The organism is Pseudoroseicyclus sp. H15, from assembly GCF_054353345.1.
This window is the reverse complement of record NZ_JBTHJE010000005.1, coordinates 185,675-210,905: the sequence shown is the minus strand read 5'-3', so window position 1 is coordinate 210,905 and position 25,231 is coordinate 185,675. Positions and strand designations below refer to the sequence as shown.

Genomic DNA, 25,231 nt, shown 5'->3' with positions numbered 1-25,231 from the left:
CGGGCTTACTCGTCGGGCGCTGTGCGGGGCCGCAGTTCGGAGACGAACTTGTCGAAATCGCCCGCCTCCTGGAAGTTCTTGTATACGCTGGCGAAGCGCACATAGGCGACCGTGTCGATGCGGTGCAGCGTCTCCATGACGATCTCGCCGATGACCTTCGAGGAGATATCGGTCTCGCCCATGCTCTCGAGCCGCCGCACGATGCCAGAGATGATCTGGTCGATGCGCTCGGGCTCGATGGGGCGCTTCTGCATGGCGATGCGGATCGAGCGCTCGAGCTTGTCGCGGTCGAAATCCTCGCGCCGGCCAGAGGTCTTGATGACGACGAGATCGCGCAATTGCACGCGCTCATAGGTCGTGAAACGCCCGCCACAGGCCGGGCAGAACCGCCGCCGCCGGATGGCGACATGGTCTTCCGCCGGGCGTGAATCCTTCACCTGCGTATCGACATTCCCACAAAATGGGCAGCGCATGTCGCCTCTTTCCGGCCCTCTTGGGGCAGCCCCTCGATTGTCCCACTGGCACTATAGGGGCCTTGGCAGGGGTTGGGTAGGGGCGAATTGGCGCCGCTAGATGCGGGGGTGGTCGGGTGCGGGGCGGTGACCCGACATCCGACCACCCCGCTCCATCCCCAATGCGGAATCGAGGCCGTCAGGCCGCCGCGCGAGCGCCTGTCCGTCCCGGCGGGCTGACAATCTGGTGACGGCAGCACGAAGCCCGCCGCTGAGAGGGGTGTGGCGGGCATAAAGCGAAGTAGCGGTGCCGTGGTTGTGCCACCCCACGGGCAGGCGTGAGACATGGTCACTTCCGCAGAGGCCTCCGGTGGACCGTCCAGAGACCCCTCACCGCAGCATCGCCACCACCTCGCGCCGGTGTGGTCTCCGCCGGTGCTCGAACAGGTAGATCCCCTGCCATGTGCCCAGCATCATCCGCCCCTCGACCACAGGGATATGCAGCGAGGTCGGCAGCAGCGCCGCCTTGATATGCGCCGGCATGTCGTCCGGCCCCTCGTAGGTATGCGTGAGATAGCTCATCGACGGATCGTCGCTCGGCGGCACCAGCCGGTCGAAGAAGTTGGCGAGGTCGGTCTGCACCTCGGGGTCGGCATTCTCCTGGATCACCAGCGAGCAGGAGGTGTGGCGCACGAAGAGCGTCAGCACCCCCTCGCCCTCGACCCAGCCGGCAACTGCCCGGGTGAATTCGTAGAGCCCGGGGCCCGAGGTTTCGATGGTGAAGCTGCGATGCATGGGGCCTCCCTTGGGCGCTCCGCCAAGTCTCTCCCGCCCGTCCATGCGGTGCAAGCTGCGGCCCCCGGCCCTCGCCCCTCGCTCAATTTCTCGGGAACGCTCTCACGCCGGAGGTGTTGGCCCAGCAACCGCGGAGGGCGCAATGGCCGAACGCAGCACGCAGACCGGCCGCCCCACGGGCGCGACCGATCACAGCCAGAACCCTGCCTGGCGAGACGGCCACAGCGTGGCCGGCTTCACCGTTCGGGTGCTCATCGTGCTGGGGCTCGCGGCTGCGTTCTTCCTGCTATGGCAGATGCGCCAGGCTGTTGCGCTGGTCTTCGGCGGCATCGTCGTCGCCACCATTCTCGACAGCCTCGCCCGCCCGCTCCTGCACATCCGCTTCATCAACCGGGGCATCGCCGTCGGGCTGGTCGTGCTCATGCTCGTCATCGCCCTTGGCCTCGCGGCCTTCTTCACCGCCGGCGACATGCAGCGCCAGGTCGCGATCCTCGCCGAGGGATGGCCCGCCGCCGTCGCGGCGGTGCAATCCTGGCTCGACGAAAGCTTCCCCAGTGCCCAGCTCCGCCTCGGCATGATGATGGACGAGATGACGGCCTATACCTTCAGCTTCGTCAACGCGCTGGCCGGCACGCTGCTGGTCATCATCACCGGCGCCTTTCTCGCCACCCAGCCGCGCGCCTATGCCGAGGGGCTGCTGCGCATCGCCCCGCCCAAGCGCCGCCCGCCGCTGGCCTTTGCGCTGGAGCGGGCGGGCCGGGGCCTGAAGGCCTGGCTGATGGGCAAGGCGATCTCGATGGCCATCGTCGCGGTGCTTACCGGCCTTGGCACCTGGTGGCTCGGGCTGCCGGCGCCGCTGCTGCTGGGGCTGATCGCCGGGCTGGCGGAATTCGTGCCGCTGATCGGGCCGGTGGTCTCGGCCATTCCGGCGGTGATCCTGGCGTTCAGCCTGGGCGGCAGCACGGTGCTGTGGACGGTGGCGCTCTACATTCTCGTGCAGCAGGTCGAATCGAACATCATCCTGCCGATCATCCACCAGAAGATCGCCTCGCTGCCCCCGGCGCTGCTGATGTTCTCGTTCGTCGGCATGGGGGCGCTCTTCGGCCCGGCCGGCATTGTCATTGCCGCGCCCTTCACGCTCACCATCTATATCCTAGTCCGCGCGCTCTGGGTCGAACCCATCGAAGACGCGCCGCCGCCCGAAAAAGGAGATACAGCATGACCCGCACCCTCTTCATCACAGGCGCCTCCACCGGCATCGGCGCGGCCACTGCCCGGGCTGCGGTAGCGGCAGGCTGGAACGTCGGCCTCTTCGCCCGCAGCGAAGACAAGCTGGCCGAGCTGGCCGGAGAGCTGGGTGAGGCCGCGCTGGCTCTGCCCGGCGATGCCACCGATCTGGAGGCGCAGACAGAGGCGCTCGGCCGCCTCGCCCGCCACTTTGGCCATGTCGATGCCGCCTTCGCCAATGCGGGGCGCGGCGCGAAGAAGGCCTCTGGCGTAGCGGAAGGCGACGCCGAGGATTGGGCGGGGATTATCGACCTCAACATCATGGGGCTGCTCTACACCGCCAAGGCGGCCCTGCCGCATCTGCGCGCCAGCACCGGCCATATCGTGCTGACAGGCTCTGCCGCCGGGCGGCGCCACCTGAAGGGCTCGATCTACGGGGCAACGAAATGGTTCGTGCACGGCTTCGCGGGCAACCTCGCCGAAGAGATGCGCGAATGGGGTGGGCGCTGCACCGTTGTCGCGCCCGGCATGGTCGACACGCCGTTCTTCGACAGCGGCGCCCCCGACAAGCTGCAGCCGGAGGACGTGGCGAATGCGGTCATGCATGCGCTGAGCGCCGATCCGCGGGCGGATGTGCGCGAGGTGTTCTTGATGCCGGTGAACTAGGGATGCCGGGCTGAGGCCGGGCCTACGCGATTTGCAGCGTAGGGCGGGCTTCAGCCTGCCAACTCAGACCTCAGTCGAAGATGCGCTCGCCCATCTGGTCTATCATCAGCTTGGCCTTGCCGAGGCTGGCCTGCACGGCCGCCTCTTCGCTTTCCAGCGTGTCTGCCCGGATCAGTTGGTGGACACGGCCATCTTTCTCGATCCGCGCCGCGATGCGCCACTTGTTCCCCTCGCGCATGGGCTCGGGATAGATGGCAAACCCCTCGTAGCGCTCGGGTTCGGCCTTGGCGCCGGCGGGGGCGTCGCCGCCCCTCCCGCCGAAGAGCTTGGAGAACAGCCCCACCTTACTGATCCAGGAAGCTGCGCAGCTTCCGGCTCCGGCTGGGGTGCTTGAGCTTGCGCAACGCCTTCGCCTCGATCTGGCGGATGCGCTCGCGGGTGACGGAGAACTGCTGGCCGACCTCTTCGAGCGTATGGTCGGTGTTCATGCCGATGCCGAAGCGCATGCGCAGCACCCGCTCCTCGCGGGGCGTGAGGGACGCCAGAACCCGCGTCGTCGTCTCCTTCAGGTTCTCCTGAATGGCCGAGTCCAGCGGCAGGATCGCGTTCTTGTCCTCGATGAAGTCACCGAGCTGCGAATCCTCCTCGTCGCCGATGGGCGTCTCGAGGGAGATCGGCTCCTTGGCGATCTTCATCACCTTGCGGACCTTCTCGAGCGGCATCTGCAGCTTCTCGGCCAGCTCTTCGGGCGTCGGCTCGCGGCCGATCTCGTGCAGCATCTGCCGGCCGGTGCGGACCAGCTTGTTGATCGTCTCGATCATGTGGACCGGGATGCGGATCGTGCGGGCCTGATCTGCGATGCTCCGCGTGATCGCCTGCCGGATCCACCATGTCGCGTAGGTGGAGAACTTGTAGCCGCGCCGATACTCAAACTTGTCCACGGCCTTCATCAGGCCGATGTTCCCTTCCTGGATGAGGTCGAGGAACTGCAGGCCGCGGTTCGTGTACTTCTTGGCGATGGAGATCACGAGCCGGAGGTTGGCTTCCACCATCTCCTTCTTGGCCTGACGGGCCTCTTTCTCGCCCTTCTGAACCTGCGCGACGATGCGGCGGAATTCGCTGATGTCGACACCGACATACTGGCCGACCTGCGCCATCTCGGCGCGGAGCTGCTCGATACGATCCGTCGAGCGCTCGATCAGGGCCTGCCAGCCGCGGCCGGATTTCTCGCCCATTTCGTCGAGCCAGTTGGGGTCGAGCTCGCGGCCCCGATAGGCGTCGATGAATTCGCGGCGGTTAATGCGGGCCTGGTCGGCGAGCTTCACCATGCCGCTGTCGATGGCCATGACGCGGCGGTTGAGGCCGTAGAGCTGATCCATCAGCGCTTCGATCCGGCCGTTGTGCAGGTGAAGCGAGTTCACGTGCACGACGATCTCGGAGCGGAGAGCCTGGTAGCTGCCCTCTTCCTTGTCGGAGAAACTGTCGTCCTCATTCAGGGTCGCCGACATGCGGGCGTCCTGCATCTCGGACAGGCGGCCGAAATCGTTGGCGATCTTCTCCAGCGTTTCCAGCACGCGCGGCTTCAGCGCGGCTTCCATGGCGGCGAGCGACATGTTGGCCTGCTCATCGTCATCGTCATCGTCGTCAGAGCGGATGGGGTTGCCGTCGGCATCGAGCTCGGTGCCCTTCTCGCGCTCGCCGCCGGAGCTTTCAGAGCCCGCGGCCTCAACGACCGGCTCGTCGTCGTCTTCATCACCCAGCTGGTTGCCGAAGGTCGCCTCGAGGTCGATCACGTCGCGCAGCAGAATGTCTTCGCTCAGAAGCTCGTCGCGCCAGATCGTGATGGCCTGGAAGGTCAGCGGGCTCTCGCAGAGGCCCGCGATCATCGTGTTGCGGCCAGCCTCTATGCGCTTGGCGATAGCGATCTCGCCCTCGCGGGAGAGCAGCTCAACCGAGCCCATCTCACGCAGATACATGCGCACCGGGTCATCGGTGCGGTCTAGCTTTTCCTGATCGCCCGAGCCCAGCGTAATCTCGCGGCCGCCGGAACTGGTGGTCGCAACCTCGCGGGAGCCCTTGTCGTCTTCGTCTTCCTCGTCATCCTCATCGGTGACCTGGATGCCCATCTCGGAGAGCATCGACATCACATCCTCGATCTGGTCGGACGAGACCTGATCGGGCGGCAGCACCGCGTTGAGCTGATCGTAGGTGATGGACCCTTTCTCGCGCGCCTCGGCAATCATCTTCTTGACGGCGGCCTGGCTCATATCGAGCGAGATGTCGCTGTCCTGCTCTTCGCTCTGCGGGGCGTCGTCGGTATCCTTCGCCATGGGGCGCTCCTCAAAACAGGGGATCGGGGCGGGCGGGTGATTCGCCCCTGAACCGATCTTCCGAATCAATCGCGCGTCCCGGTGATTCGCAACCGCTGCGCGCGAAAATCTAAATGACTGCGGCCCGGACATCGCCGGATCGCCCTCCCGGCCCTCACCGGGGGCCTAGCGCTGCCGCCGTTTTGGCGGTTTCATCTGGCCGATCTGGCCGATCAGCGCATCGAGAGCGGCGCTCTCTTCCCTGTCGACGGCAACGCCGTTCGGAGCGGTCAAGGTAGCCCGTTTGTCTCCCGCCTCAAGGCGCCGCGTCGGATCGAGTGCCGCGGCGGCCTCTTCAAGGCGGCGGGTGAGCCATTCATCCTCGACCTCGCCGATATCCTCCATTGCCTCGGCGAGCGCCGCCTGATGGCCGCGCCGCGCCTTCAGTCCCGCCAGGCCCTCCGCAACCGACAGACGCGCCAAATCGGCGTCGCCGGCACGGCGGATGGCGGGGATTACGGCCAGATGGCGGTCGGCCCGGAAGGTTTCAAGGGCTGCGGCCCCTATCTCTGCCTCCAGCGCAACGGCAGGGTCGTCCGCTTCGGCCGCGATCAGCAGCGCGCGGCGCAGGGTTTCATGCGGGCCATGGCGGCATTCGAACATCTCCAGTTCGCTCAGGAATTCGGGCAGCACGGCGGGCGTGGCGACGAGAATGCCGAGGATGGCGCCTTCCAGCATCCTGTCCTCGCTGCCCTCGGGCAGGACCATGGCGCGCGTCTCGGCACGCGCGGTGGCCGGCGGCGGCCCCTTCCAGTCGCGCCGGGGCTGCCACTCGCGCCGCTCGCCGCCGCGCCCGCGTCCCTGGTCACGCCCCTCATCACGCCCGCCGCCGAAGGCATCCCGGCGCAGGCGGCCGATCTCCTCGCCGTAATGGCGGCGGAGCGACTTGTCCTTGATGGTGCCGATCACCTCGCGCAGGCGCTTGTCGAGCGCGGCGCGCCGCTCGGGGCTGTCGAGCACGAGGCCCTCGGTCTCGCGCTGCCAGATGAGGTCGATCATCGGGCGGGCACCCTCGATCACCGCGGCCATGGCCTCGCGCCCTTCGGCCTTGATCAGATCGTCCGGGTCCTGCCCCTGCGGCATCAGCGCGATCCGCAGGCTCTTGCCCGCCTCGATCAACGGCAGGGCGAGGTCGACCACCCGCAGCGCCGCCCGCTGGCCGGCGGTATCACCATCGAGCGCCACGACCGGTTCGTCATGCATGCGCCACAGGAGGGCGAGTTGATCTTCCGTCACCGCGGTGCCGAGCGGGGCGACGGCGGCCTCGAACCCGGCCTCGCTGAGGGCGATCACATCCATGTAGCCCTCGGCCACGACCAGCGGATGCCCCTTGCCCGCCGCCTCACGGGCGCGCTGCTGGTTGTAGAGCGAGCGGCCCTTGTCGAAGAGCGGCGTTTCCGGCGAGTTCAGGTACTTGGCCCGCGCGTTCGGGTCCATCGCGCGGCCGCCGAAGGCGATGAGCCGCCCGCGCCCGTCGCGGATGGGAAAGAGGATGCGGCCCCGGAAGCGGTCATAGGGCGCGCCGCCATCGTCGGGCACGATGACGAGGCCCGCCTCGTCGGCCTGTTCGGTCGAGATGCCCTGGCCCTTGAGATGCTGCGTCAGCGCCTGCCGGTCGTTCGGGGCGAAGGCGATCTCCCAGCGGTCGAGGGCGGCGGGGCTCAGGCCCCTGCCCGCGAGGTAGTCGCGCGCGGCGGCGGCAGCGCCCGTCTTCAGCTGCAGGCGATAGAACTTGAGCGCGGCCTCCATAACATCGGCGAGCTTGGCGCGCGCATCGGCCTTTTCGACGGCGCGCGGGTCGCGGGCCGGCATCTCCATGCCGGCCTCGCGAGCCAGCACCTCGATGGCCTCCATGAAGCCGAGGTTCTCGGTCTCGCGCACGAAGGAGACGGCATCGCCCTTCGCGTGGCAGCCGAAGCAATAGTAGAAGCCCTTGCGGTCATCTACGTGGAACGAGGCGGTCTTCTCCTGATGGAAGGGGCACGGCGCCCAGAGATCGCCCTTGGCGGGGTTCGATTTCTTCCGGTCCCAGATGACCTTGCGCCCCACGACCTGGCCGAGGCTCAGGCGCGTCTTCAGATCATCGAGGAATGTCGGAGGGAGACTCATGCGCGCAGTATCGCCCCCTGGAGGCGGGCCAACAAGGCGCGGTGTTTGGGGGCGATGGCGGCGCATGCAGGAGACCTCGCCGCAGTCGCCCCGGTCGCGCGCCGGCCCGTGGGGTGGCGCCGCAACGCCCCCGCTAAAGCGCTTTATGCCTGCAACACCCCTCCTCGCGGAGAACTCGGCACTGCCTTCACCAGAGCGCCAGCCCGCCGGGACGGGCCGGCGCTCGCGCGGCGGGCTGAAGCCCTTGATACCGCGCGCGACAAGGAGCGGCCATGCGAGGCGTCGGCGCATCGCGTGCCTACAGCCCCCACCCTACAACCGACGCGCCCCGAAGAACCCGCGCATCAGCTCCGCCGCCTCCGCCTCCCTCACCCCGTCGATCACCTCCGGCACGTGATGCAACTGGCTGTGCGTGTAGAGCCTCGGCCCCTGCGCGATGCCGCCGCTCTTGGGGTCGGCCGCGCCGTAGACCAGCCGCCCGATCCGCGCGGCAGAGATGGCCGCCGCGCACATCGGGCAGGGCTCCAGCGTGACGTAGAGCGCCGCGCCCGGCAACCGCTCGCTGCTCAGCGCGGCGCAGGCGGTGCGGATCGCCAGCATCTCGGCATGGGCCGTCGGGTCGGCCAGCTCGCGCATCCGGTTGCCGGTGCGCGCCAGCACCTCGCCGCCCGGCGCCACCAGCACGGCGCCCACCGGCACCTCGCCGCGCCCGGCGGCGGCGCGCGCCTCGTCCAGCGCCTCGCCCATATGGCTGACAAAATTCATGACCCGCAGATGACCGCGCCCCGCCGCCGCTGGCAAGGGGCGCCAAGACCCTGTAGGGAGCGCACATGAGCACCCCGCCCCCGTCCTCTCCCCCTGGCGAACGCATCGCCAAGCGCCTCAGCCGCGCCGGCGCCGCCTCGCGCCGCGAGGCCGAGCGCATGATCGCCGAGGGCCGGGTCGCGGTGAACGGCACGGTCATCGACAGCCCGGCGCTCAACGTCACCGCCCGCGACAAGATCGCCGTCGACGGCAAGCCGCTGGCCGAGGCAGAGCCGGCGCGGCTCTGGCTCTATCACAAGCCGAAGGGCCTCGTGACGACCGCGAAAGACGAGAAGGGCCGCGAGACGATCTTCGACAAGCTGCCCGAAGACCTGCCGCGCCTGATGTCCGTCGGCCGGCTCGACCTCAATTCCGAGGGGCTGCTGCTGCTGACCAACGACGGCGAGCTCAAACGCAGGCTGGAGCTGCCCTCCACCGGCTGGCTGCGCCGCTACCGGGTGCGTGTGAACGGCGCCCCGGACGAGGCGCGGCTGGAGGTGCTTCGCCGTGGCATCGAGATCGAGGGCGAGCGCTTTCAGCCCATGCAGGTGGTGCTCGACCGGCAGAAGGGCGCCAACGCCTGGCTGACCATCGGCCTCCGCGAAGGCAAGAACCGCGAGATCCGTCGCGCAATGGAGGCGGTGGGCCTTGTCGTGAACCGGCTGATCCGCATCTCCTACGGGCCCTTCCAGCTCGGCAACCTGCCTGAGGGCGGCGTGGAAGAGGTGCGCGGCCGCGTGCTGCGTGACCAGCTCGGCGCCCGCGAAGGGGCCGAGGATGCGCCCGCCATGCCACGGCGGCCGACGGGCGGCGCCAAGAAGAAGAAGCCCGCTTTCCGAGGCGATCCGTCCAAGGCAGTGGCCCCTGCCTTTCGCGGTGAGGGCATCCGCGCCGGCTTCTCCTCGAACCGGGGCGGCGAGGCGAAGGGCGCCAAGTCCGGCGAGGCCAAGCCGCGCGTCTATGGCAAGCCGGCCGGCAAGCCCACCGGCAAGGTGGCCGATGCTGGGCTGGACAGGAAACCGGGCAAGCCTGGAGGCCGCGCTGCCGCCAAACCCGCCGGCAAGGCCGGGGAACGGCCCGCGGGCAAGCCGCCGGGCAAGGCAAAGCCGCGCCCCGCCTCGACCCGCAACAGCCCGGTGCCGCCAAAACGCCGGGGCTGAGAGGCCCTCTCTCCCGCCCGTGAGAGACATTTCGCCGTTTTCCCCCTTTCGAAACGGCCCGGCCGACCAAATCTATTGTCTGACCCCGCCCTCGACCTAATGTGAGCAGACATGATCCGTTTGATGCTCTTCATCTTCCTCGTCGCGCTCGTCGCCGTCTCCGCCCTGGCGGCGATGGTGCTGTTCCGCCTGGCCCGTGGCCGCCCCGGCCCGCAGGCATTGACGCGCGAGGGCGCCCTGCCCCCGGCCGTGACCGGCACCGCCTATGCGGCGCTGATCGCGCTGCTCGTCGGCGTCTCCAGCGGCCTGCTCGGAGGGCTGTGAGCATGGCGCGGCCCTACGGCGGCAAATATTCCCCGCGCGTGCCCAAGGCAGGCGAGCGCAACAACGCGCTCCGCGAGGCGACGCTCGACCAGGCGGCGATCGACAGCGCCGGCGGCGGCGCCAGCCTGCTCTACGTGCCGGCCGTGCTGCTGCTCGTCACCTCGTTCTTCGGCGGCGCCCTGTCGCTGGTCTCCGGCCTCGTGGGCGCAGCGCTGCTGGCCGGCGGCGCCACGCTGATGCGCGAGGGCCTTCGGGCCGAGGCGGCCTTTGCCGCCCGCGCCGCCGCCCGGCGCCCCCTGCCCCGCAAGATTCTCGCCGCGTTGCTCATCGGCCTCGGCACCCTCGCCGCGGGCTTTGCGCACGAAGACGGGCTGGCTGGCCCGGCGCTCTACGGCCTCGCCGCCGCCGTGCTCTCACTTGTGGCTTTCGGCATCGACCCGCTGCGCGACAAGCGCGCCGAGGGCGTCGATGCCTTCCAGCAGGATCGCGTCGCCCGCGTGGTGGATGAGGCGGAGAATTATCTCGCCCAGATGCAGGGCGCCATTGCCGCGCTGGCCGACCGGCGGCTCGACAACCGCGTCGCCGCCTTCCAGGCCACTGCCCGGCGGATGATCCGCACGGTGGAGGAAGACCCGCGCGACCTGACAGAGGCGCGCCGCTTTCTCGGCGTCTATCTGATGGGCGCCCGCGACGCCTCGACCAAATTCGCCGATCTTTACACCCGCCGCCGCGACGAGGCCGCCCGCGCCGATTACGAAGCGCTGCTGGCGGATCTGGAAGCGAATTTCGGCGCCCGCACCGAGAAGATGCTGGAAAGCGACCGCACCGGCATGGACATCGAAATCAAGGTGCTGCGCGAACGGCTGCAGCGCGAAGGCATTTGAGGGAGAGAGCATGTCCGATACCCGCACCCAGGCGAGTGCCGACATCAGCGAGATCGAGAAGGTGACAGCCGTCGTGCTGCCCGAACCGTCGAAGGCCGACGAGGTGGTGCCGCTGGAGCAGGCAAACCCCGAAGTCAGCGCCGCCATCCGCGAGCGGATGGAGCAGATCGACCTGTCCAGCACGCAGAGCATCGTCAGCTTCGGCTCTGCCGCGCAGAGCGAGCTGCAGAGCATCAGCCAGTCGATGCTGCAGGGCGTGCGCAACAAGGATGTCGGGCCGGCGGGCGACAGCCTGCGCCAGATGGTCTCGGCCATCCGCGGCTTCTCCGTCTCCGAGCTGGACATGCGCCGCAAGCGCAGCTTCTTCGAGCGGCTCCTCGGCCGGGCCACTCCCATGGCCAAGTTCACCGCTCGGTTCGAAGAGGTGCAGGGCCAGATCGACAAGGTGACCGGCGACCTCCTTAAGCACGAGCACCTGCTTTTGAAGGACATCGAGAGCCTCGACCTGCTCTACGAGAAGACGCTCGCCTTCTACGACGAGCTTGCGCTCTACATCGCGGCCGGCGAAGCCAAGCTGGCCGAGCTCGACAGCCAGACCATTCCCGCCAAGGAGGCCCAGACGGCAGGCGATGACGTGATGGCCGCACAAGAGCTGCGCGACCTGCGCGCCGCGCGCGACGATCTTGAGCGGCGGGTGCATGACCTCAAGCTCACGCGGCAGGTCACCATGCAGTCGCTGCCCTCGATCCGGCTGGTGCAGGAGAATGACAAGAGCCTCGTCACCAAGATCAATTCCACCCTCGTTAACACCGTACCGCTGTGGGAGACGCAGCTGGCGCAGGCGGTGACCATTCAGCGCAGCGCCGAAGCGGCGGGCGCAGTGAAGGAGGCCAACGACCTCACGAACGATTTGCTCACCGCCAATGCGGAGAACCTGCGCAGCGCCAATTCGGCGATCCGCACCGAGATGGAGCGCGGCGTCTTCGATATCGAGGCCGTGAAGGCGGCCAATGCCAACCTGATCGCCACGATCAACGAAAGCCTCGCCATTGCCGATGAGGGCAAGAAGAAGCGCGCCGCCGCCGAGCAGGACCTGCAGAAGATGGAGGGCGATCTGAAGACCGCCCTCGCCGCCGCCAAGTCGCGCGGCACCGGCACGGGGGAGGCGGTCGGCACCGCCGCCCCCCGCTGAGGCTTAGCTGAAGAGCTGCCCCACGCTGGTCTCGACCGGCGTGGTCGGCCGCCCGAGCAGGGTGGAGAGATCCTTCGAGCCCGGCGCCAGCACGCCCTCGCCGATGGAGGCATCGGAGGCGGCGAGCATCTCGGCGACCGGTGTGGGCAGGCCCATCTGCTCCAGCGCCTTGGCATAGGCCTCCTGCGGGAGCGGGGTGTAGGCGATGGTCTTGCCCGAGGCCTCGCTCGCGATCTCCGCCAGCTCCGGCATCGTGACCCCGTCATCGCCGGCAAGCTCGTAGGTCTTGCCCGTGTGGCCGTCGCTCGTCAGCACGATGGCGGCGGCCTCGGCGTAGTCGCTGCGGGGCGCCGCGGCGACCGGGGCATCGACATTGGCGCCGATGAAGCTGCCATGCTCGGCGCCCATCTGCAGCGATTGCGCGTAGTTCTCGAAATACCAAGAGTTGCGCAGCAGGGTGACTTTCAGCGGCGAGGCCGCCAGAGCCTCTTCCGTCGCCTGATGCTCCTGCGAGAGGATCGTGGCGCGATCACCCGTCCACTCACCCAGCTGGTAGAGCGAGGTATAGACCAGCTCGCCCACGCCCGCCTCTTCGGCGGCCTTGATGACAGCCTCGTGCTGCGGCCCGCGCCGGCCGACCTCTGAGGCGGAGATCATCAAGAGCTTGTCGAGCCCGGCAAAGGCGGGGGCTAGCGTTTCAGGCTTGTCGTAATCTGCGAGCCGCACCGTGACGCCCTTGTCGGCCAGCGGTTTGGCCTTCGCCTCGTCGCGCACGAGGGCGACGATCTCGCCGGGGCTCACGCGCTTCAGAAGCTCTTCGATCACCAGCCCGCCAAGCTGGCCGGTTGCACCTGTGACACCAATCATCTCTCGGTCTCCTTTATCCGTTGTCCCCCCTGACCTAGATGAGCTACTTACGAATAGTAAGTACCCACAGAAATGTAAGTGAGGGAAAAAGATGGCGACCCCCGAACAGGCTCAGACTCTCCGCGGCCGGCTGATGAGCGCCGACTGCCCCTCGCGGCAGGTGCTGCGCCATGTCAGCAGCCGCTGGGGGCTCCTGGTGATCCTCGCGCTGGGGGAAGGCGGGCAGATGCGCTTCTCCGAGCTGCGGAGCACCATCGGCAGACCTTTATATCAACAAACCAAATGGTGTTTGCGGTTATTGTGATACTGTGATGCGAAACATGCTGCCGAAAGGTTCAACGATGACAGTTCACTATCCGGGCGGAAGTGCCTCATATCTATGAGCAGTTCAGCTGTAAGTGCTAAACTGCTTTCGGATGGGAATTATATTCCAAACAAGAGAAGTATCACCTCAACCTCAGAAGCAATAGACCTTGCGAAATATACCGTTGAAACGGCATTGAAACGTCCGCTCCCAACTTACCTAGAGCTGAAGACCGAAAGGAATTCGATTGTTATACAGTCGAACCAATCAAGTCATTTCGTTCAATTATTTCGTGACGACGATAAGGACAGGGTGGGTTGGTTCACCGCAACTGAAGTTCCCTATTTGAATGACCAAGATGACGAATTGATCGTTTTGCGTTTTGAGGCTGATGTTGAGGCTGATGGTGATGTTGAGGAAGGCTACGTCAACTTGATCGGCGTCGAAGGAGTCTGTTTTTCGAAACAGTTATTGGTTTCAAAGGAAGCAGCGTTGAGCAGTTTGCAAGAGATTGATGACTACCTAACAAGCGGCACTTGGGCACCATTGGGAAAATGGGTGAATTTGGGATTGCTGTAGGTCGTCACTTCTGCACGCAGGGTCAGGACTCACAGCCAGTAGATGACCATGGCGGCGAGAGCGATAGCGGAGAGAGGGAAAAGATGGCGACCCCCGAACAGGCGCAAACCCTTCGCGGCCGGCTGATGAGCGCCGACTGCCCCTCGCGGCAGGTGCTGCGCCATGTCAGCAGCCGCTGGGGTCTCCTGGTGATCCTCGCGCTGGGGGAAGGCGGGCAGATGCGCTTCTCCGAGCTGCGGAGCACCATCGGCGGCATCTCCGAGCGGATGCTCACCGAGACTCTGCGCAACCTGGCGGAGGACGGCATCGTCACCCGGCAGGATCACCACGAGGTGCCGCCCCGGGTGGACTACACCCTCACCCCCCTCGGCCACGGGCTCGCAGAGCGGGTGCTCGGCCTCGGCGCCTGGATCGAGGAGAACATCGGCGAGATCGTCCGCGCCCAGCGCGCCATCGCTGCCGAGTAGGGTGGGATGCCGCACGGGCGCTCGGATATCTGGGTTTTGTCGGGGACCAGTGCCAAGCAGTCCTGACTTGGCTGCCAAACGTTTCCGACCCAAACCGGAGCTTCAACTTGGCTCGCACGAGTGACAGCGCTTTCTTTCGCTGCGGTTGCGCCAATGTCCGAATTGAAAAAATAGTTGTTCAAATCTCTGTAGAGGATGATCAACGAAAAGAGGATAAGCTTCTTGAACGGATCAAGGCGCCAATTTTTTCTGTGGATCGGGAGCTTTCTCCACTAATTCACCCGAATCGGGGTCCATGAAGAGTATGTCTTCAGTTTTGGTAAGAACCGAAACAAGCGTTGCCACCTGCCCAGCGGACATTTCCCGCGACAAATACCACATAGACACTCCGGTACGTGCCTCCCCTTCGGGCACTCCAATCCAGATGGTGCCAAGTTTTTCAACTTCTATAGGCAGCACTCGCCAGCAACCCAGACCATCCCGGGTCAATAGCTCTCCATGGACAGGTAAGTCATTCAGCGAACTCGCGCTGGAATCATCTGCTTTTGCAGCACCAGGTTGAAGGTTTCCGGCAGCCTCAAGTGCCCGGATTAAATCCGGAAATGTTATAGAAGCTTCCAAACGACTGTCAGCACCGTACTCTGCAAGTACGGCTTCAAATGATCCTATGTCTTGCTGCTGGACCATTCTTCGAACCATTCTATGGAGATAGCCGCGAAATTACCAATCAGACGCGCTTCTACACCTTCAATGTCAAGTCCCTTCGCCCCACATCCGACAACCAGGTCCGCGCCGCCGCGAGAGGGCGGCGGCGCGGCAAGAGGCGTCACTCGCAGGTGAAGCTCTCGGCACGCGCCTCGTCGCCGCTCTCGTAGCGGGCGACCTGCGGGTAGGGGCAGAGGGGCCGCGTGATGCTGCCGAGGTTCGCCTCGGCCTCGCTGCCGGGGAAGGTGCCGGCCACGATGGCGCCCGGCTGCTCGCCGCTCTCCACCCAGTCCACCAGCGCGGTGAAGAGGTCGAAATCGCCGGTCGAGTTCGCGCCGGCGCCATGCGGCATGCCCGGCACGGTGTAGAGCCGCGCGAACTCCGCCGCGTTGCCGCCGTTGTTGGCGTCGAGCGCCTCGTACCAGTCGATGGTGTCGACGACCGAGAACACCGGGTCGCTGATCCCATGCACGATGATCATCTTCGCCCCGGCATCGCGGAACTCGGCCAGCTCGGGGTCATCGGCGCCCGGCGGCGTCATCATCTCCATCGCCGATTCGGTGAAGGCGTCATCGCTGGCGTAGATCTTCGGCGCGTCCTCGTCGAAGTCGAACTCGAGGAGGAACGCCTCCAGCTCGGTCGGCGAGCCGCCCACCTCCGTCGGCGGCGTGGTGAAGACGGTTGCCAGCGAGCCGGCGCCCATCACCGCGATCAGGGGCATGTTGTCCCACGGCGGAATCGGGCTCTCCAGCTTCCAGAAGCGCCAGTCGCCGCTGCCGATGCCGGTATCGAAGACCCAAGGGGCGTAGAGCTGCTCGCCGGCGGAGTTCGTCGGCCCGGCATGGATGCGCGCCAGCACTTCGGTCTGCTCCGGCGCAAGGCAGCCGGCGTTCTGGCCGTCCTCGCAGGCCAGCGCGGTGACGTCGAAAGCCTCCTGGCAGGCGGGGCTGTCGTTGATGATCCCGTCCTCCAGCCCGTCGAGCCCGTCGCAGACGGCCAGCATCTCTTCGGCCACCAGCGACAGATCGTCGGTGGAGAAGGCGGTGCGCACGTCGCCGGTGATCGACTTGAAGGCCTGGATATCCCACGCGTGCTGCACGGCGGCCTTGGGCAGGTTGAAGCCCGGGTAGCCGATCAGCAGCCCGTCGAAGGCCTCCGGCATCCGCGCCGCCGCGATCATCGCGTGTCGCCCGCCGTTGGAGCCGCCGACGCCATAGGCATGGCCGATCTCGCTGCCGTAGAAGCCTTCCACCACGTCCCGGGCCAGCGGGTCGACAATGGCGACGGCGCCGTAGCCGTAGTTCCGCCGCGCCTCGGGATCGAGACCGAAGCGGTTGCCGGCGGCAAGGCCGGCCGTCTCGGCCTGGGCATCGCCCTCATGGCCGGCATCGCTGGAGACGACGGCATAGCCGCGCGACAGGGCGGTGTCGGAGCTGTCGGCGCTCAAGAGCGGCCCGAAGGCCGGCACGACGGCGCCGTCATTGCCGCCGTTGAACTGGTGCACGAAGTCGCCGTTCCACTCATCGGGCAGGCGGATCTCGAACATCACCGCATAGGGCTGGCCATCGGCGCCGGTGCGCTCGGCCGTCGTCAGGCTGATGAGGCAATGGGCGACAGGCGCCTCCTCGCCGCCCTCCACATGGCTCACGGCGGTGACACTCGTGCCATCGGGCACGAGGCCCTCGGCGGTGGCTGTGTCGCAGGCGGCCTGGGCCTGGGCGGCACCGCCGGCGAGCGACAGGGTGCCCGCCACCAGCGCGCCCGGCAGGCCGCGGATGATCTTGCGTTGCATTTGGTCTCCTCCCTTGCTGCGGGGACAGACCCCGTGGCAGGCAAATTGTTTACCGGGAAACTATTTCTGACAAGACAAATCCCGGGCGAGACATCGCCACCGGGGGGAACACTCTTGCCACGCCGCCAGTTGACTGGCCGGACCACAGGTTGGAATGGCTTCGGCGAGTTGCTACGACAGCCGCAAGAGCAGCGCAGATCAGGCGGGATGACGATGGGGCCAATGCCGACAGCACAGCGCATCCGCGCCGCGATCCGCCGCCCCGGCCTTCTGGGCCCCGGGCTTGCCGGGCTTCTTGCGCTTTCCGCCTGTGCCACGCCGCAAAGCACCGCTGTCATGGCCCCCACCACCGCACCGCCCAGCCGCCCCGTGGCCAGCGCCGCGCCCCCGCCCGCAGTGGCACCTTCCGCCGCCAGCGCCGACCTGGCGCAATTCTACCGGCGCGAGCAGAACCGCCTGTTGGCGCAGGGCCTGCTGCGCACAGATGGCGGCGGGGTGGATACGCCCTTCACCGACACGATGCTGGCGCGGAATTTCATCTCTATCGCGCTCTTCGACGAATATGTCGAAACCGGCGGCGCCTACACGGCCCGCGCCACAGCCAGCAAGCTGAACCGCTGGGAGAGGCCCATCGTCTTCAACGTCGAGGCGGGTGCCTCGGTGCCAGCGGCGCAGGCCGCCGCCGACCGGTCGACCATCGGCAGCTATGCGGCGCGGCTCTCGGGCGTCACGGGCCTGCCGATCAGCCTGAGCAACACGCCCGGCCAGGGCAACTTCCACGTGCTGCTGCTGGGAGAGGATGACCGGGGGGGCTATGCCGGCCGCATCCGCAGCCTGCTGCCCGGCATCTCGGAGGCCTCGCTGCGCGCCATCCTGAGCCCTCCGCGCGACACCTATTGCCTGGTGATCTCCTTCGCTGACAGTTCGGGCAACGCCTATGGCTCAGCTCTGGCGCTGATCCGTGCCGAGCACCCCGATCTGCTGCGGCTCGCCTGCATCCACGAAGAGCTGGCGCAGGGGCTTGGCCTGCCGAACGACAGCGCCACGGCCCGCCCCTCGATCTTCAATGACGATCAGGAATTCGCGCTGCTCACCCGGCAGGACGAGCTGATGCTGCGCATCCTCTACGACCGCCGCCTGCGCCCCGGCATGACGGCGAACGAAGCCTCCCCCATCGTGCGCCAAATCGCGGCGGAGCTGACGCGGGGCGGAGGGCCCGTCTGAGGGCTAGCCGCGCTGCAGCTTCACGGCCTCCTGCCGGGCCAGACGCACCAGATGCGCCATGAAGGGCAGCGTCGACTCCTCATCGCGCATCGCGGCATAGAGCCGGCGGGTCAGCCCGCCTTCCGTCACCGGCTTCACCACCAGCTCGGTCGAGCCCTTCAACTGCCGCACCACCCAGTCGGGCAGCACGGCGACGCCCCGGCCCGAGGCGACGAGCAGCAGGATCACCGCCGTCAGCTCGACCTGCCGCACGGCGCCGGGCTCGACGCGGGCTGGCGTGAGGAGCTGGCTGAAGATATCCAGCCGCGGCCGCTCGACCGGATAGGTGATCAGCGTCTCGCCGCGAAAATCCTCGGCCTCCACAAAGGGCTTGGCCGCCAGCGGATGCGACGAGGCGCAGATGAAGACGGGCGCGTAATCGAAGAGCGGCGCGAATTCGACGCCGGGCAGCGCCTCGGGGTCGGAGCTGACGACGAGGTCGACCTCCTCACGGCGCAGCGCGGGCAGAGCGTCGAAGGCGAGGCCGGGGCGGATATCGACATCGACATCGGGCCAGGCCTTGCGAAACTTCTCCAGCACCGGCAGCAGCCATTCGAAACAGGCGTGGCACTCGATGGCGATGTGCATCCGCCCCGCCTTGCCCGCCTGCAGCCCGGCAAACTCCGTCTCGAGCGCCGCCATGCGCGGCAGGATATCCTCCGCCGCCGCCAGCAGCTTCATCCCTGCGGACGAAAGCTTCAGCGGCTTGGAGCGCCGCACGAACAGCTCGACCCCCGCCTGATCCTCGATATTCTTGATCTGATGGCTGAGCGCGCTTTGCGTCATGCCCAGCTGATCGGCCGCCCGCGCCAACCCTCCGGTCTCGTGGATGGCGCGAATCGTGCGCAGGTGGCGGAACTCGATATGCATCGCCATGAAGGAAGCTCATCATAGAAGTGAAAGTTATGAGTTTGTCTCATGCCGCAGAAGCGAGCACAAGGGACCAACCCCGAACGGAGCCCCTGCCATGTCATCGCCGCGTATCAGTTTCGAGTTCTTTCCCCCCAAGAATATCGAGGGGTCGTTTCGCCTGTGGCATTGCGTGCAGGTGCTCTCGCCGCTGGCGCCGGAGTTCGTCTCCGTCACATATGGCGCCGGCGGCACCACGCGGCAGCTGACGCACGAGGCGGTGAGCGCGATCCACCGCACCTCTGGCCTCAACGTCGCCGCGCATCTGACCTGCGTGAACGCCAGCCGGGCGGAGACGATGGAAATCGCCGAGGCCTATGCCGCGGCCGGCGTGCGCGAGTTGGTGGCGCTGCGCGGCGACCCGCCCAAGGGCAGCGGCGCCTTCCAGCCGCATCCCGAGGGATTCGCCTCTTCCGTCGAGCTGATCGAGGCGCTGGCGGCGACCGGCAAGTTCCGTCTGCGCGTCGGTGCCTATCCCGAGCTGCACCCCGAGGCGCCGAGCCCCAAGGCCGATATCGAGCATCTCAAGCGCAAGCTCGATGCCGGGGCCGATGAGGCGATCACGCAATTCTTTTTCGAGGCCGAGACGTTCTTCCGCTTCCGCGATGCCTGCGCCGCCGCCGGCATAGACAAGCCGATCATCCCTGGGATCCTGCCGGTGGAAAACTGGGCCGGCACGCGCCGCTTCGCCGAGGCCTGCGGGGCCACGATCCCGGATGACATCGCCCGCGCTTTCGACAATGCCGCCCAGGCCGGCTGCAGCGAGCTGCTGGCCACGGCCCTGGCCACCGAGCTGTGCGAAGAGCTGGTTGCCGGCGGGGTGGATGGCCTGCATTTCTACACGCTTAACAAGCCCGAGATGAGCCGCGACATCTGTCACGCCCTCGGTCTCGCGCCCCGGCCCGCCCTCCAACAGGTGGCCTGAGGCGCCCCGCTCCGCGCCGACCAGGGAGGAGGGCGCGGAGCGTTCGGGATTGAAGACCGACGGCTATTCGCCCGGCACAGCCGTGTCGGGCATGGCCGCGGGCTTCGACCATGGCCAGCGGCGCGCCGGGGCGGCCTGAGCCTCTGCTGCCGTCGGGTGCAGCTTCTCCGACGGCCCAGTCAGCGCCACGCGGCGGCGGCGCAGCACCAGCGCCTTGCCCCAGCCGCGTCTTGTGCCCAGCGCCGGGGCGGTCGCGTCCATCGGGAAGCGTTCGTGCCAGCCCTCGGGCAGCGGCAGGCCATGCGCCTCCAGCTTCTCCAGCATCCAGACCAGCGGGATATGCGAGAGCGGTTTGGCAGGCGTGTAGCCATCGAGCTGGCCGCCGATGTCACCATGCGAGCCGCGAAACCACATCTGCTCGACATGGCCCTGAAAGCCCGGGTCTTCGGCGAAGAGCACGGGGTGGAAGGCCTCGCGTGTCTCGTCCAGCGCCAGCGCGTGGTAGGCATGGCGGATATGGGGGCCCAGCTCAGGCCGGTGAAAGGCCAGCGCCTCGCCCGCCGACGGCCGCCAGCCGGGCAGGCCGAAGCCGAGGGCTCGCACCGTGTCCCACGCGGCGATCACCTCGATCTGCACGGCCTCGTGGCAATAGAACGTGCTGAAGTCACGGGCCGCCGCGCTGCCCAACCCGCTGCGATAATGGCGGAAGGCCTGGCGGATGTTGCGCACCGTCGCCTCGTCGGCGCGCAGCAGCCCCAGCGCCCCGATCATCCCGGCGAGCGACCGGGCGGCGTAGGCGCCGCGAGAGAAGCCGACGAGGAAGATCCGGTCGCCCGGGCGATACCGGCTGGCGAGCACGCCATAGGCCCGTTCGATCTGCTTGTTGATGCCCTTGCCGGTGAGCACGTCGAGCGTGGAGGGCCAGTCCTTCCACTGGATGCCGGCGGAATACCAAGCGGTGACATTGGCCCCGCCGGCGCCGCCGGTCGCCTCTCGGATCAGCTTGAAGGTCTGGCCTGCGTTGGTCTCCCGCCCCTCTCGGAGCGAGGACATCGTGCCGTCGAGCACGATGACATGGCTTGCCTGCCCCCGCCGGCGCGGCTGCGTTTGTGCAACCTTGGGCCGGCGGCGGAAGAAGCCACGAAGACCGTCAAGCAGCGGCAACCCTGCTCTCCTCCATCGCCCGCCACACCCGTTCGGGCGTGAAGGGCATATCGATCTGGCGCACGCCGAGCGGCCAAAGCGCGTCGAGCACGGCATTCGAGACGGCGGCGAGCGCCCCCACGGTGCCAGCCTCGCCGCAGCCCTTCATGCCCATGGCATTGTTGGTCGAGGGCGTGCCCTCGTGGTTAAAGGTGATGGGCGGCATGTCGCCCGCCCGCGGCAGGGCGTAATCCATGTAGCTCGCGGTCAGCAGCTGGCCTTCGTCATCGAACACCACCCGCTCGTAGAGCGCCTGGCCAATGCCCTGCGCCACGCCGCCATGCACCTGCCCCTCGGCCAGCATCGGGTTGATGAGCACGCCGAAATCGTCGGTCACGCTGTAGCGCACCACCTTGGTCACGCCCGTCTCCATGTCGATTTCCACCTCGGCGAGATGGGCGCCATTGGGGAAGGACATGCTCTTCAACTGCCCCTTGTGCGTCTGCTTGAGCAGATCGTCGCGCCCCGCCTCGCGCGCCAGCTCGGCGGCCTCCAGCAGGGTCGGCGACAGGTTCGAGCCGGGGATGCGGAAGCGCTCGTCATCGAAGCTCACCTCACTGGCCTCGACGCCCTCGCGCTCGGCCAGGAAGGCGCTGAAGCTTTCGACGAGGCCGTCGCGGGCGGCCAGCGTGGCGGTGTTCTGCATGGTGACCGAGCGTGAGCCGCCGGTGCCGCCGCCCCAGGCGATGACATCGCTGTCGCCCTGGATCACGCGGATCCGCCCCATCGGAATGCCGGTCTGATCGGAGAGGAACTTGGCATAGACCGTCTCATGCCCCTGCCCGTTCGACTGGGTGCCGACGTGAAGCTCCACCACATCCTCCTTGAAGACCACGGTGGCGAACTCCTTTTTGTCACCCAGAATACTCTCGATGTAGTAACAAAGACCCAGGCCCCGGAGTTTCCCCGCCGCGCGGGATTCTTTCGCCCGCGCCTCGAAGCCGGCGATGTCGGCATCCTGCTCGGCCCGATCCAGCACCTTGGCGAAATCGCCGACGTCGTAGGTGACGCCGGTGGCGGAGGTGTAGGGGAACTTCTCGGGGGGGATGAAATTGGCGCGCCGCAGCGCCAGCGGGTCGACGCCGAGCTGCCGGGCGGCATGGCCCATGGCATGCTCCAGCACGAAGATCGCCTCGGGCCGGCCGGCGCCGCGATAGGCATCGACGGGGGCCGTGTTGGTGTAGATGCCCTTCACCTTCAGCAGAGCCTTGCCGATGTCGTAGGTGCCGGGCATCACCTTCGAGAACAGCTCCGACTGGATGAACTGCCCGTAGCTGGAATTGTAAGCGCCGAGGTTCGAGACGCTTTCCACCTTGTAGGCGGTGATCTTGTTGTCGTCGTCAAAACCCAGCGTGGCGACAGAGACGAGATCGCGCCCGCCATTGTCGGAGAGGAAGCTCTCCGTCCGGTCGCCCATCCACAGCACCGGCTTGCCGAGCAGCTTGGCGCCGGCGGCGACGGCCAGATATTCGGGGTAGGTGTTCGCCTTCATCCCGAAGCCGCCGCCGACATCGGGGTTGGTCACGCGCACCGAGGCCGCCTCGAGCCCAAGGCAATCGGCCAGCTCGTCGCGTGTGCCCCACACGCCCTGGCCGTTGACGCAGACGTGCAGCCGCTCGCCTTCCGTCTTGGCATAGCAGCCGCGCGGCTCCATCGGGCTGGCGGAGACGCGGTTGTCGGGGATCTCGACAGTGACGACGCGGGCGGAGGCCTTCAGCGCCGCCTCCACATCCGCCTCGTCGCCGAGCGACCAGTCGAAGGCGAGGTTGTCGGGCGCCTCGGGGTGAATGGGCTCGCCGCCGGGCTTGGTGCCGACCCAGACGGGCAGATCGTCGATATCGAGGCTGATCATCTCGGCCGCGTCGCGGGCCTGCATGTAGCTTTCGGCCACCACCATGGCGACCAGCTCGCCGACGAAGCGCACCTTGCTCTCGGCCAGCACCGGGCGGACGGGGGCGGCGCCCTCGCTGCCATCCGGCAGCTCAAGGATGTCGAAATCGAGCGCATTCTTGAAGCCGGCGCCGGTGAAGCTGTCGGCGGTCATAACCATCACGACGCCATCGGCCTCTTCGGCCATCGAGATGTCGAGCTCGGTGATCATGCCATGCGCGACGGGCGCACGCAGGAAATAGGCGTAGAGCCGCCCCTCGGGGGCGATGTCATCCACGTAGCGGCCCTTGCCGGTGAGAAAGCGCGTGTCCTCGACCCGTTTCACCGGCTGGCTCTTTCCGAACTTTTCCATGGCCGCAGCCTCCCGTCACATCCCGGCCGGCCCCCATGGCCAGCGCGTGTCGGGCGGCAGCCTATCGGGGCTTGCGCGCTTGTCCAGCGGTGCCGGTGCGAGAGGCGACGCCGCTCAGCTCAGCGAACTGACTGCGACCTCATCCCAGGCGCCATAGCCGTTGAAGGCCGTATTGACGCCAAAGAGATAGGCCCCCATCGCCGAGAAGATCAGCCAGTCGCCCTCCTCCACATCGGCGGGCAGCAGCGGCTCGCCCGGCAACCGGTCGAGGCTGTCGCAGGTGGGCCCCCACAGGCGGTGCGCGCTGAGCGACTCGCTCATCTCGCGTCCGTCATGCGCCATCACCTCGAAGGCCGGCAGGCCGAGCGTGATGAACTCGCTGAGGCCGCCATAGATGCCGTCGTTCAAGATGGCATCGCCCCGGTCGAGCGACTTGATGCGCACGGCATAGGAGAAGGCGTCGCCCACGAGGCCCCGCCCCGGCTCGCAGACAAAGCGGGCACCGGGGAAGCGCGGCTGGAAGCTGGCGATGGTTTCGAAGATCGGAGCGAGATCGACGGGCGTGCCCGCGCGCGACGAGGGGAAGCCGCCGCCCACGTTGACGCTGGCGAAACGCTGGCCGGTCTCTTCCACCAGCCGCGCGCCCTCTTCCAGGTAGGCGGCCCAGGCGGAGGGGTCTTCGCATTGCGTGCCGACGTGGAAGGTCAGCGACAGGCGGCGGCCTTCGGCGGCGGCGCGGCGCACCAGCCGCTCGGCCTCAACCGGGCCGGCGCCGAACTTGGCGGAGAACGCGTAGGCCGCGCCCTCGACCGGCAGATCGAGCCGGATCGCGAATTCCGCTTCGCGCGGCAGGTCGGAGGCGAGCAGCTTCTCCAGCTCGGGCATCCGATCGACGGAATAGGAGGCGACACCGGCGGCCTTGGCGATGGCGATCTCGCCCATGCTGCGCACGGGATTGTGGTAATGCAGCCGGGCCTCGGGCGCGATGCGCCGCACCAGCGCGATCTCTGCCGGAGAGGCGACGTCGAAGCCACCCATGCCGCCGGCGCTGAGCTGCGAGAGCACCACTTCAGAGGGGTTGGACTTCACCGCGAAGGTCACATCGCCGGGGAAGCCCTGGCGGAAGGCGCGGTGCTTCGCCTCGAGCGCCGAGGGGCAATAGAATTGCACCGGCGATTCGCCGCCCTGGCTCGCCAGCCAGTCTTGCGGCCTGTCGGCCAGGATCGCTCGTTCCAGCATCTGTCTCTCCTTGCCTGCCTGCTCGGGCCACCTTGCGGCGCTTTGGGTGAAATTAGTGCCAAGGCCTGTCAAATCGACGCGTCGGCTTGCTCGAAATGCTTCCGATTCTCGGCGCTTCGCCGTTAATATCGCCGCTATGACCAGTCTCGATGACAAAGACCGCGCCCTGATCGCCGTTCTGGCAGAAAACGCCCGGCTGCCTGTGGCGTCGCTGGCCAAGAAGCTGGGCCTCGCGCGCACCACGGTGCAGGCGCGGCTCGACCGGCTGGAGCGGCAGGGCGTGATCGCGGGCTATACGCTGAAGCTCGGCGACAGCGCCCTGCCCGGCGAGATCCGCGCGACGGTGCTCATCCAGATCACGCCCTCGGCGCAGGGGGCGGTGCTGTCGGGCCTGCGCAGGCTGACTGCGGTGGAGCGGGTATATACGACAGCGGGGCGCTTCGATTTTTGCTGCCAGCTTAGAGTGCCGAGCCCGCTGGCGCTGGACGAAGCGCTGGACGAGATCGGCGAGATCGACGGCGTGGTGACGCTGGAGAGCCTGATCCACCTGTCGACGCGGATCGACCGGGCGCTGTAGGGCGAAGTCTCACCATCACCTGCTCCGAACCTCGCCCGGCGCCTGCGGCTTGGTTCCGGGCGGGGAGAGAGCTGCACCCGTTGGCCGCAAAAGTGCCCATCACCACATCCCCCGCCCACACCTTCCCCTCGGCCCCCGCAAGGGTTATCTCCGCCCCGACCCGAAGGGAGCCCCGAT

Annotated in this window: 26 protein-coding genes; 13 read left to right on the top strand and 13 right to left on the bottom strand. The window is 67.3% G+C overall.

Annotated features, from left to right (window positions below; translation table 11 throughout):
* Nucleotides 1–5: 5 nt before the first annotated feature.
* Complete coding sequence (gene nrdR / locus ACXN5S_RS11750) at nt 6–473, bottom strand: transcriptional regulator NrdR (protein ID WP_458605623.1); 468 nt, start codon at nt 471–473, stop codon at nt 6–8.
* Nucleotides 474–842: 369 nt separating this feature from the next.
* Nucleotides 843–1,247 carry a secondary thiamine-phosphate synthase enzyme YjbQ gene (locus ACXN5S_RS11745; protein ID WP_458605622.1) on the bottom strand — a complete coding sequence of 135 codons (405 nt, stop codon included), beginning with the start codon at nt 1,245–1,247 and terminating at the stop codon, nt 843–845.
* 142 nt (nt 1,248–1,389) lie between these two features.
* Between ACXN5S_RS11745 and ACXN5S_RS11740 the strand changes: the two genes are divergently transcribed.
* Together ACXN5S_RS11740 and ACXN5S_RS11735 are read left to right on the top strand one after the other, a co-directional pair.
* Nucleotides 1,390–2,469: an AI-2E family transporter gene (locus tag ACXN5S_RS11740; protein WP_458605621.1), complete on the top strand. Its 1,080-nt coding sequence runs from the start codon at nt 1,390–1,392 to the stop codon at nt 2,467–2,469.
* The gene (locus tag ACXN5S_RS11735; protein ID WP_458605620.1) at nt 2,466–3,140 is read left to right on the top strand and encodes an SDR family oxidoreductase; all 675 of its coding nucleotides are present in this window, start codon (nt 2,466–2,468) and stop codon (nt 3,138–3,140) included. The genes ACXN5S_RS11740 and ACXN5S_RS11735 overlap by 4 nt, the downstream gene beginning before the upstream one ends.
* Before the next feature lie 70 nt (nt 3,141–3,210).
* Here the strand turns inward: ACXN5S_RS11735 and ACXN5S_RS11730 are convergent, their stop codons facing one another.
* From ACXN5S_RS11730 to ACXN5S_RS11715, 4 genes are all read right to left on the bottom strand, one after another.
* Nucleotides 3,211–3,483, bottom strand: a complete 273-nt coding sequence (locus ACXN5S_RS11730; RefSeq protein WP_458605619.1) for an HlyU family transcriptional regulator — start codon at nt 3,481–3,483, stop codon at nt 3,211–3,213.
* Between the two features lies 1 nt (nt 3,484).
* Nucleotides 3,485–5,470, bottom strand: a complete 1,986-nt coding sequence (rpoD, locus tag ACXN5S_RS11725; RefSeq protein ID WP_458605618.1) for an RNA polymerase sigma factor RpoD — start codon at nt 5,468–5,470, stop codon at nt 3,485–3,487.
* Nucleotides 5,471–5,635: 165 nt separating this feature from the next.
* Nucleotides 5,636–7,618, bottom strand: a complete 1,983-nt coding sequence (gene dnaG / locus ACXN5S_RS11720; RefSeq protein ID WP_458605617.1) for a DNA primase — start codon at nt 7,616–7,618, stop codon at nt 5,636–5,638.
* Nucleotides 7,619–7,930: 312 nt separating this feature from the next.
* Entirely contained in the window at nt 7,931–8,383 is a 453-nt protein-coding gene (locus ACXN5S_RS11715; protein ID WP_458605616.1) for a nucleoside deaminase, read from the bottom strand.
* Nucleotides 8,384–8,448: 65 nt separating this feature from the next.
* Between ACXN5S_RS11715 and ACXN5S_RS11710 the strand changes: the two genes are divergently transcribed.
* The 4 genes from ACXN5S_RS11710 to ACXN5S_RS11695 all read left to right on the top strand — a co-directional run bounded on the left by ACXN5S_RS11710 (nt 8,449) and on the right by ACXN5S_RS11695 (nt 11,982).
* Entirely contained in the window at nt 8,449–9,582 is a 1,134-nt protein-coding gene (locus ACXN5S_RS11710; protein WP_458605615.1) for a pseudouridine synthase, read from the top strand.
* 111 nt (nt 9,583–9,693) lie between these two features.
* A complete protein-coding gene (locus ACXN5S_RS11705) occupies nt 9,694–9,906 on the top strand; it encodes a hypothetical protein (RefSeq protein WP_458605614.1) in 213 nt (70 codons plus the stop codon).
* 2 nt (nt 9,907–9,908) lie between these two features.
* Nucleotides 9,909–10,790 carry a 5-bromo-4-chloroindolyl phosphate hydrolysis family protein gene (locus tag ACXN5S_RS11700; RefSeq protein WP_458605613.1) on the top strand — a complete coding sequence of 294 codons (882 nt, stop codon included), beginning with the start codon at nt 9,909–9,911 and terminating at the stop codon, nt 10,788–10,790.
* Between the two features lie 10 nt (nt 10,791–10,800).
* A complete protein-coding gene (locus ACXN5S_RS11695; RefSeq protein ID WP_458605612.1) occupies nt 10,801–11,982 on the top strand; it encodes a toxic anion resistance protein in 1,182 nt (393 codons plus the stop codon).
* A gap of 3 nt (nt 11,983–11,985) precedes the next feature.
* Here ACXN5S_RS11695 and ACXN5S_RS11690 read toward each other — a convergent pair whose 3' ends face one another.
* Nucleotides 11,986–12,849 carry an SDR family oxidoreductase gene (locus ACXN5S_RS11690; RefSeq protein WP_458605611.1) on the bottom strand — a complete coding sequence of 288 codons (864 nt, stop codon included), beginning with the start codon at nt 12,847–12,849 and terminating at the stop codon, nt 11,986–11,988.
* A gap of 91 nt (nt 12,850–12,940) precedes the next feature.
* Here ACXN5S_RS11690 and ACXN5S_RS11685 point away from each other — a divergent pair, with 91 nt between their 5' ends.
* From ACXN5S_RS11685 to ACXN5S_RS11670, 4 genes are all read left to right on the top strand, one after another.
* Nucleotides 12,941–13,153: a winged helix-turn-helix transcriptional regulator gene (locus tag ACXN5S_RS11685; protein WP_458605610.1), complete on the top strand. Its 213-nt coding sequence runs from the start codon at nt 12,941–12,943 to the stop codon at nt 13,151–13,153.
* Between the two features lie 4 nt (nt 13,154–13,157).
* The gene (locus tag ACXN5S_RS11680; protein WP_458606045.1) at nt 13,158–13,232 is read left to right on the top strand and encodes a hypothetical protein; all 75 of its coding nucleotides are present in this window, start codon (nt 13,158–13,160) and stop codon (nt 13,230–13,232) included.
* Nucleotides 13,229–13,732 (top strand): hypothetical protein, encoded by a 504-nt coding sequence (locus ACXN5S_RS11675; RefSeq protein ID WP_458605609.1) that lies wholly within the window; start codon nt 13,229–13,231, stop codon nt 13,730–13,732. The genes ACXN5S_RS11680 and ACXN5S_RS11675 overlap by 4 nt, the downstream gene beginning before the upstream one ends.
* A gap of 83 nt (nt 13,733–13,815) precedes the next feature.
* Nucleotides 13,816–14,199, top strand: coding sequence for a winged helix-turn-helix transcriptional regulator (locus tag ACXN5S_RS11670; RefSeq protein ID WP_163889196.1), 384 nt, complete (start codon nt 13,816–13,818; stop codon nt 14,197–14,199).
* Nucleotides 14,200–14,430: 231 nt separating this feature from the next.
* On the opposite strand, the gene ACXN5S_RS11665 is transcribed toward ACXN5S_RS11670, so the two are convergent.
* Both ACXN5S_RS11665 and ACXN5S_RS11660 read right to left on the bottom strand, forming a co-directional pair.
* Nucleotides 14,431–14,886: a hypothetical protein gene (locus ACXN5S_RS11665; RefSeq protein ID WP_458605608.1), complete on the bottom strand. Its 456-nt coding sequence runs from the start codon at nt 14,884–14,886 to the stop codon at nt 14,431–14,433.
* A gap of 139 nt (nt 14,887–15,025) precedes the next feature.
* Nucleotides 15,026–16,696, bottom strand: coding sequence for a tannase/feruloyl esterase family alpha/beta hydrolase (locus ACXN5S_RS11660; RefSeq protein WP_458605607.1), 1,671 nt, complete (start codon nt 16,694–16,696; stop codon nt 15,026–15,028).
* A 222-nt stretch (nt 16,697–16,918) separates the two neighbouring features.
* Here ACXN5S_RS11660 and ACXN5S_RS11655 point away from each other — a divergent pair, with 222 nt between their 5' ends.
* Nucleotides 16,919–17,920, top strand: a complete 1,002-nt coding sequence (locus tag ACXN5S_RS11655; protein WP_458605606.1) for a DUF2927 domain-containing protein — start codon at nt 16,919–16,921, stop codon at nt 17,918–17,920.
* A 3-nt stretch (nt 17,921–17,923) separates the two neighbouring features.
* Here ACXN5S_RS11655 and ACXN5S_RS11650 read toward each other — a convergent pair whose 3' ends face one another.
* Nucleotides 17,924–18,829: a LysR family transcriptional regulator gene (locus tag ACXN5S_RS11650; protein WP_458606044.1), complete on the bottom strand. Its 906-nt coding sequence runs from the start codon at nt 18,827–18,829 to the stop codon at nt 17,924–17,926.
* A 97-nt stretch (nt 18,830–18,926) separates the two neighbouring features.
* Here ACXN5S_RS11650 and metF point away from each other — a divergent pair, with 97 nt between their 5' ends.
* Nucleotides 18,927–19,793: a methylenetetrahydrofolate reductase [NAD(P)H] gene (gene metF / locus ACXN5S_RS11645; RefSeq protein WP_458605605.1), complete on the top strand. Its 867-nt coding sequence runs from the start codon at nt 18,927–18,929 to the stop codon at nt 19,791–19,793.
* Nucleotides 19,794–19,856: 63 nt separating this feature from the next.
* Here the strand turns inward: metF and ACXN5S_RS11640 are convergent, their stop codons facing one another.
* The 3 genes from ACXN5S_RS11640 to ACXN5S_RS11630 all read right to left on the bottom strand — a co-directional run bounded on the left by ACXN5S_RS11640 (nt 19,857) and on the right by ACXN5S_RS11630 (nt 24,477).
* Nucleotides 19,857–20,957: a DUF2235 domain-containing protein gene (locus ACXN5S_RS11640; protein ID WP_458605604.1), complete on the bottom strand. Its 1,101-nt coding sequence runs from the start codon at nt 20,955–20,957 to the stop codon at nt 19,857–19,859.
* Nucleotides 20,944–23,238 (bottom strand): xanthine dehydrogenase family protein molybdopterin-binding subunit, encoded by a 2,295-nt coding sequence (locus ACXN5S_RS11635; RefSeq protein WP_458605603.1) that lies wholly within the window; start codon nt 23,236–23,238, stop codon nt 20,944–20,946. Before ACXN5S_RS11635 ends, ACXN5S_RS11640 begins: the two co-directional genes overlap by 14 nt.
* A 114-nt stretch (nt 23,239–23,352) precedes the next feature.
* The gene (locus ACXN5S_RS11630) at nt 23,353–24,477 is read right to left on the bottom strand and encodes a type III PLP-dependent enzyme domain-containing protein (protein WP_458605602.1); all 1,125 of its coding nucleotides are present in this window, start codon (nt 24,475–24,477) and stop codon (nt 23,353–23,355) included.
* Between the two features lie 136 nt (nt 24,478–24,613).
* Between ACXN5S_RS11630 and ACXN5S_RS11625 the strand changes: the two genes are divergently transcribed.
* The gene (locus ACXN5S_RS11625; RefSeq protein ID WP_458605600.1) at nt 24,614–25,054 is read left to right on the top strand and encodes an Lrp/AsnC family transcriptional regulator; all 441 of its coding nucleotides are present in this window, start codon (nt 24,614–24,616) and stop codon (nt 25,052–25,054) included.
* Nucleotides 25,055–25,231: the final 177 nt, after the last annotated feature.

Bases quoted from the DNA above. Each gene is read 5' to 3' on its own strand.
- ACXN5S_RS11710 (WP_458605615.1), top strand. From the start codon at position 8,449: ATGAGCACCCCGCCCCCGTCCTCTCCCCCTGGCGAACGCATCGCCAAG.
- ACXN5S_RS11690 (WP_458605611.1), bottom strand. From the start codon at position 12,849: ATGATTGGTGTCACAGGTGCAACCGGCCAGCTTGGCGGGCTGGTGATC.
- ACXN5S_RS11650 (WP_458606044.1), bottom strand. From the start codon at position 18,829: ATGCATATCGAGTTCCGCCACCTGCGCACGATTCGCGCCATCCACGAG.
- ACXN5S_RS11735 (WP_458605620.1), top strand. From the start codon at position 2,466: ATGACCCGCACCCTCTTCATCACAGGCGCCTCCACCGGCATCGGCGCG.
- metF (WP_458605605.1), top strand. From the start codon at position 18,927: ATGTCATCGCCGCGTATCAGTTTCGAGTTCTTTCCCCCCAAGAATATC.
- ACXN5S_RS11660 (WP_458605607.1), bottom strand. From the start codon at position 16,696: ATGCAACGCAAGATCATCCGCGGCCTGCCGGGCGCGCTGGTGGCGGGC.
- ACXN5S_RS11635 (WP_458605603.1), bottom strand. From the start codon at position 23,238: ATGGAAAAGTTCGGAAAGAGCCAGCCGGTGAAACGGGTCGAGGACACG.
- ACXN5S_RS11715 (WP_458605616.1), bottom strand. From the start codon at position 8,383: ATGAATTTTGTCAGCCATATGGGCGAGGCGCTGGACGAGGCGCGCGCC.
- rpoD (WP_458605618.1), bottom strand. From the start codon at position 5,470: ATGGCGAAGGATACCGACGACGCCCCGCAGAGCGAAGAGCAGGACAGC.
- ACXN5S_RS11670 (WP_163889196.1), top strand. From the start codon at position 13,816: ATGGCGACCCCCGAACAGGCGCAAACCCTTCGCGGCCGGCTGATGAGC.
- dnaG (WP_458605617.1), bottom strand. From the start codon at position 7,618: ATGAGTCTCCCTCCGACATTCCTCGATGATCTGAAGACGCGCCTGAGC.
- ACXN5S_RS11625 (WP_458605600.1), top strand. From the start codon at position 24,614: ATGACCAGTCTCGATGACAAAGACCGCGCCCTGATCGCCGTTCTGGCA.
- ACXN5S_RS11745 (WP_458605622.1), bottom strand. From the start codon at position 1,247: ATGCATCGCAGCTTCACCATCGAAACCTCGGGCCCCGGGCTCTACGAA.
- ACXN5S_RS11630 (WP_458605602.1), bottom strand. From the start codon at position 24,477: ATGCTGGAACGAGCGATCCTGGCCGACAGGCCGCAAGACTGGCTGGCG.
- ACXN5S_RS11655 (WP_458605606.1), top strand. From the start codon at position 16,919: ATGCCGACAGCACAGCGCATCCGCGCCGCGATCCGCCGCCCCGGCCTT.
- ACXN5S_RS11705 (WP_458605614.1), top strand. From the start codon at position 9,694: ATGATCCGTTTGATGCTCTTCATCTTCCTCGTCGCGCTCGTCGCCGTC.
- ACXN5S_RS11675 (WP_458605609.1), top strand. From the start codon at position 13,229: ATGAGCAGTTCAGCTGTAAGTGCTAAACTGCTTTCGGATGGGAATTAT.
- ACXN5S_RS11665 (WP_458605608.1), bottom strand. From the start codon at position 14,886: ATGGTCCAGCAGCAAGACATAGGATCATTTGAAGCCGTACTTGCAGAG.
- ACXN5S_RS11700 (WP_458605613.1), top strand. From the start codon at position 9,909: ATGGCGCGGCCCTACGGCGGCAAATATTCCCCGCGCGTGCCCAAGGCA.
- ACXN5S_RS11695 (WP_458605612.1), top strand. From the start codon at position 10,801: ATGTCCGATACCCGCACCCAGGCGAGTGCCGACATCAGCGAGATCGAG.
- ACXN5S_RS11740 (WP_458605621.1), top strand. From the start codon at position 1,390: ATGGCCGAACGCAGCACGCAGACCGGCCGCCCCACGGGCGCGACCGAT.
- nrdR (WP_458605623.1), bottom strand. From the start codon at position 473: ATGCGCTGCCCATTTTGTGGGAATGTCGATACGCAGGTGAAGGATTCA.
- ACXN5S_RS11685 (WP_458605610.1), top strand. From the start codon at position 12,941: ATGGCGACCCCCGAACAGGCTCAGACTCTCCGCGGCCGGCTGATGAGC.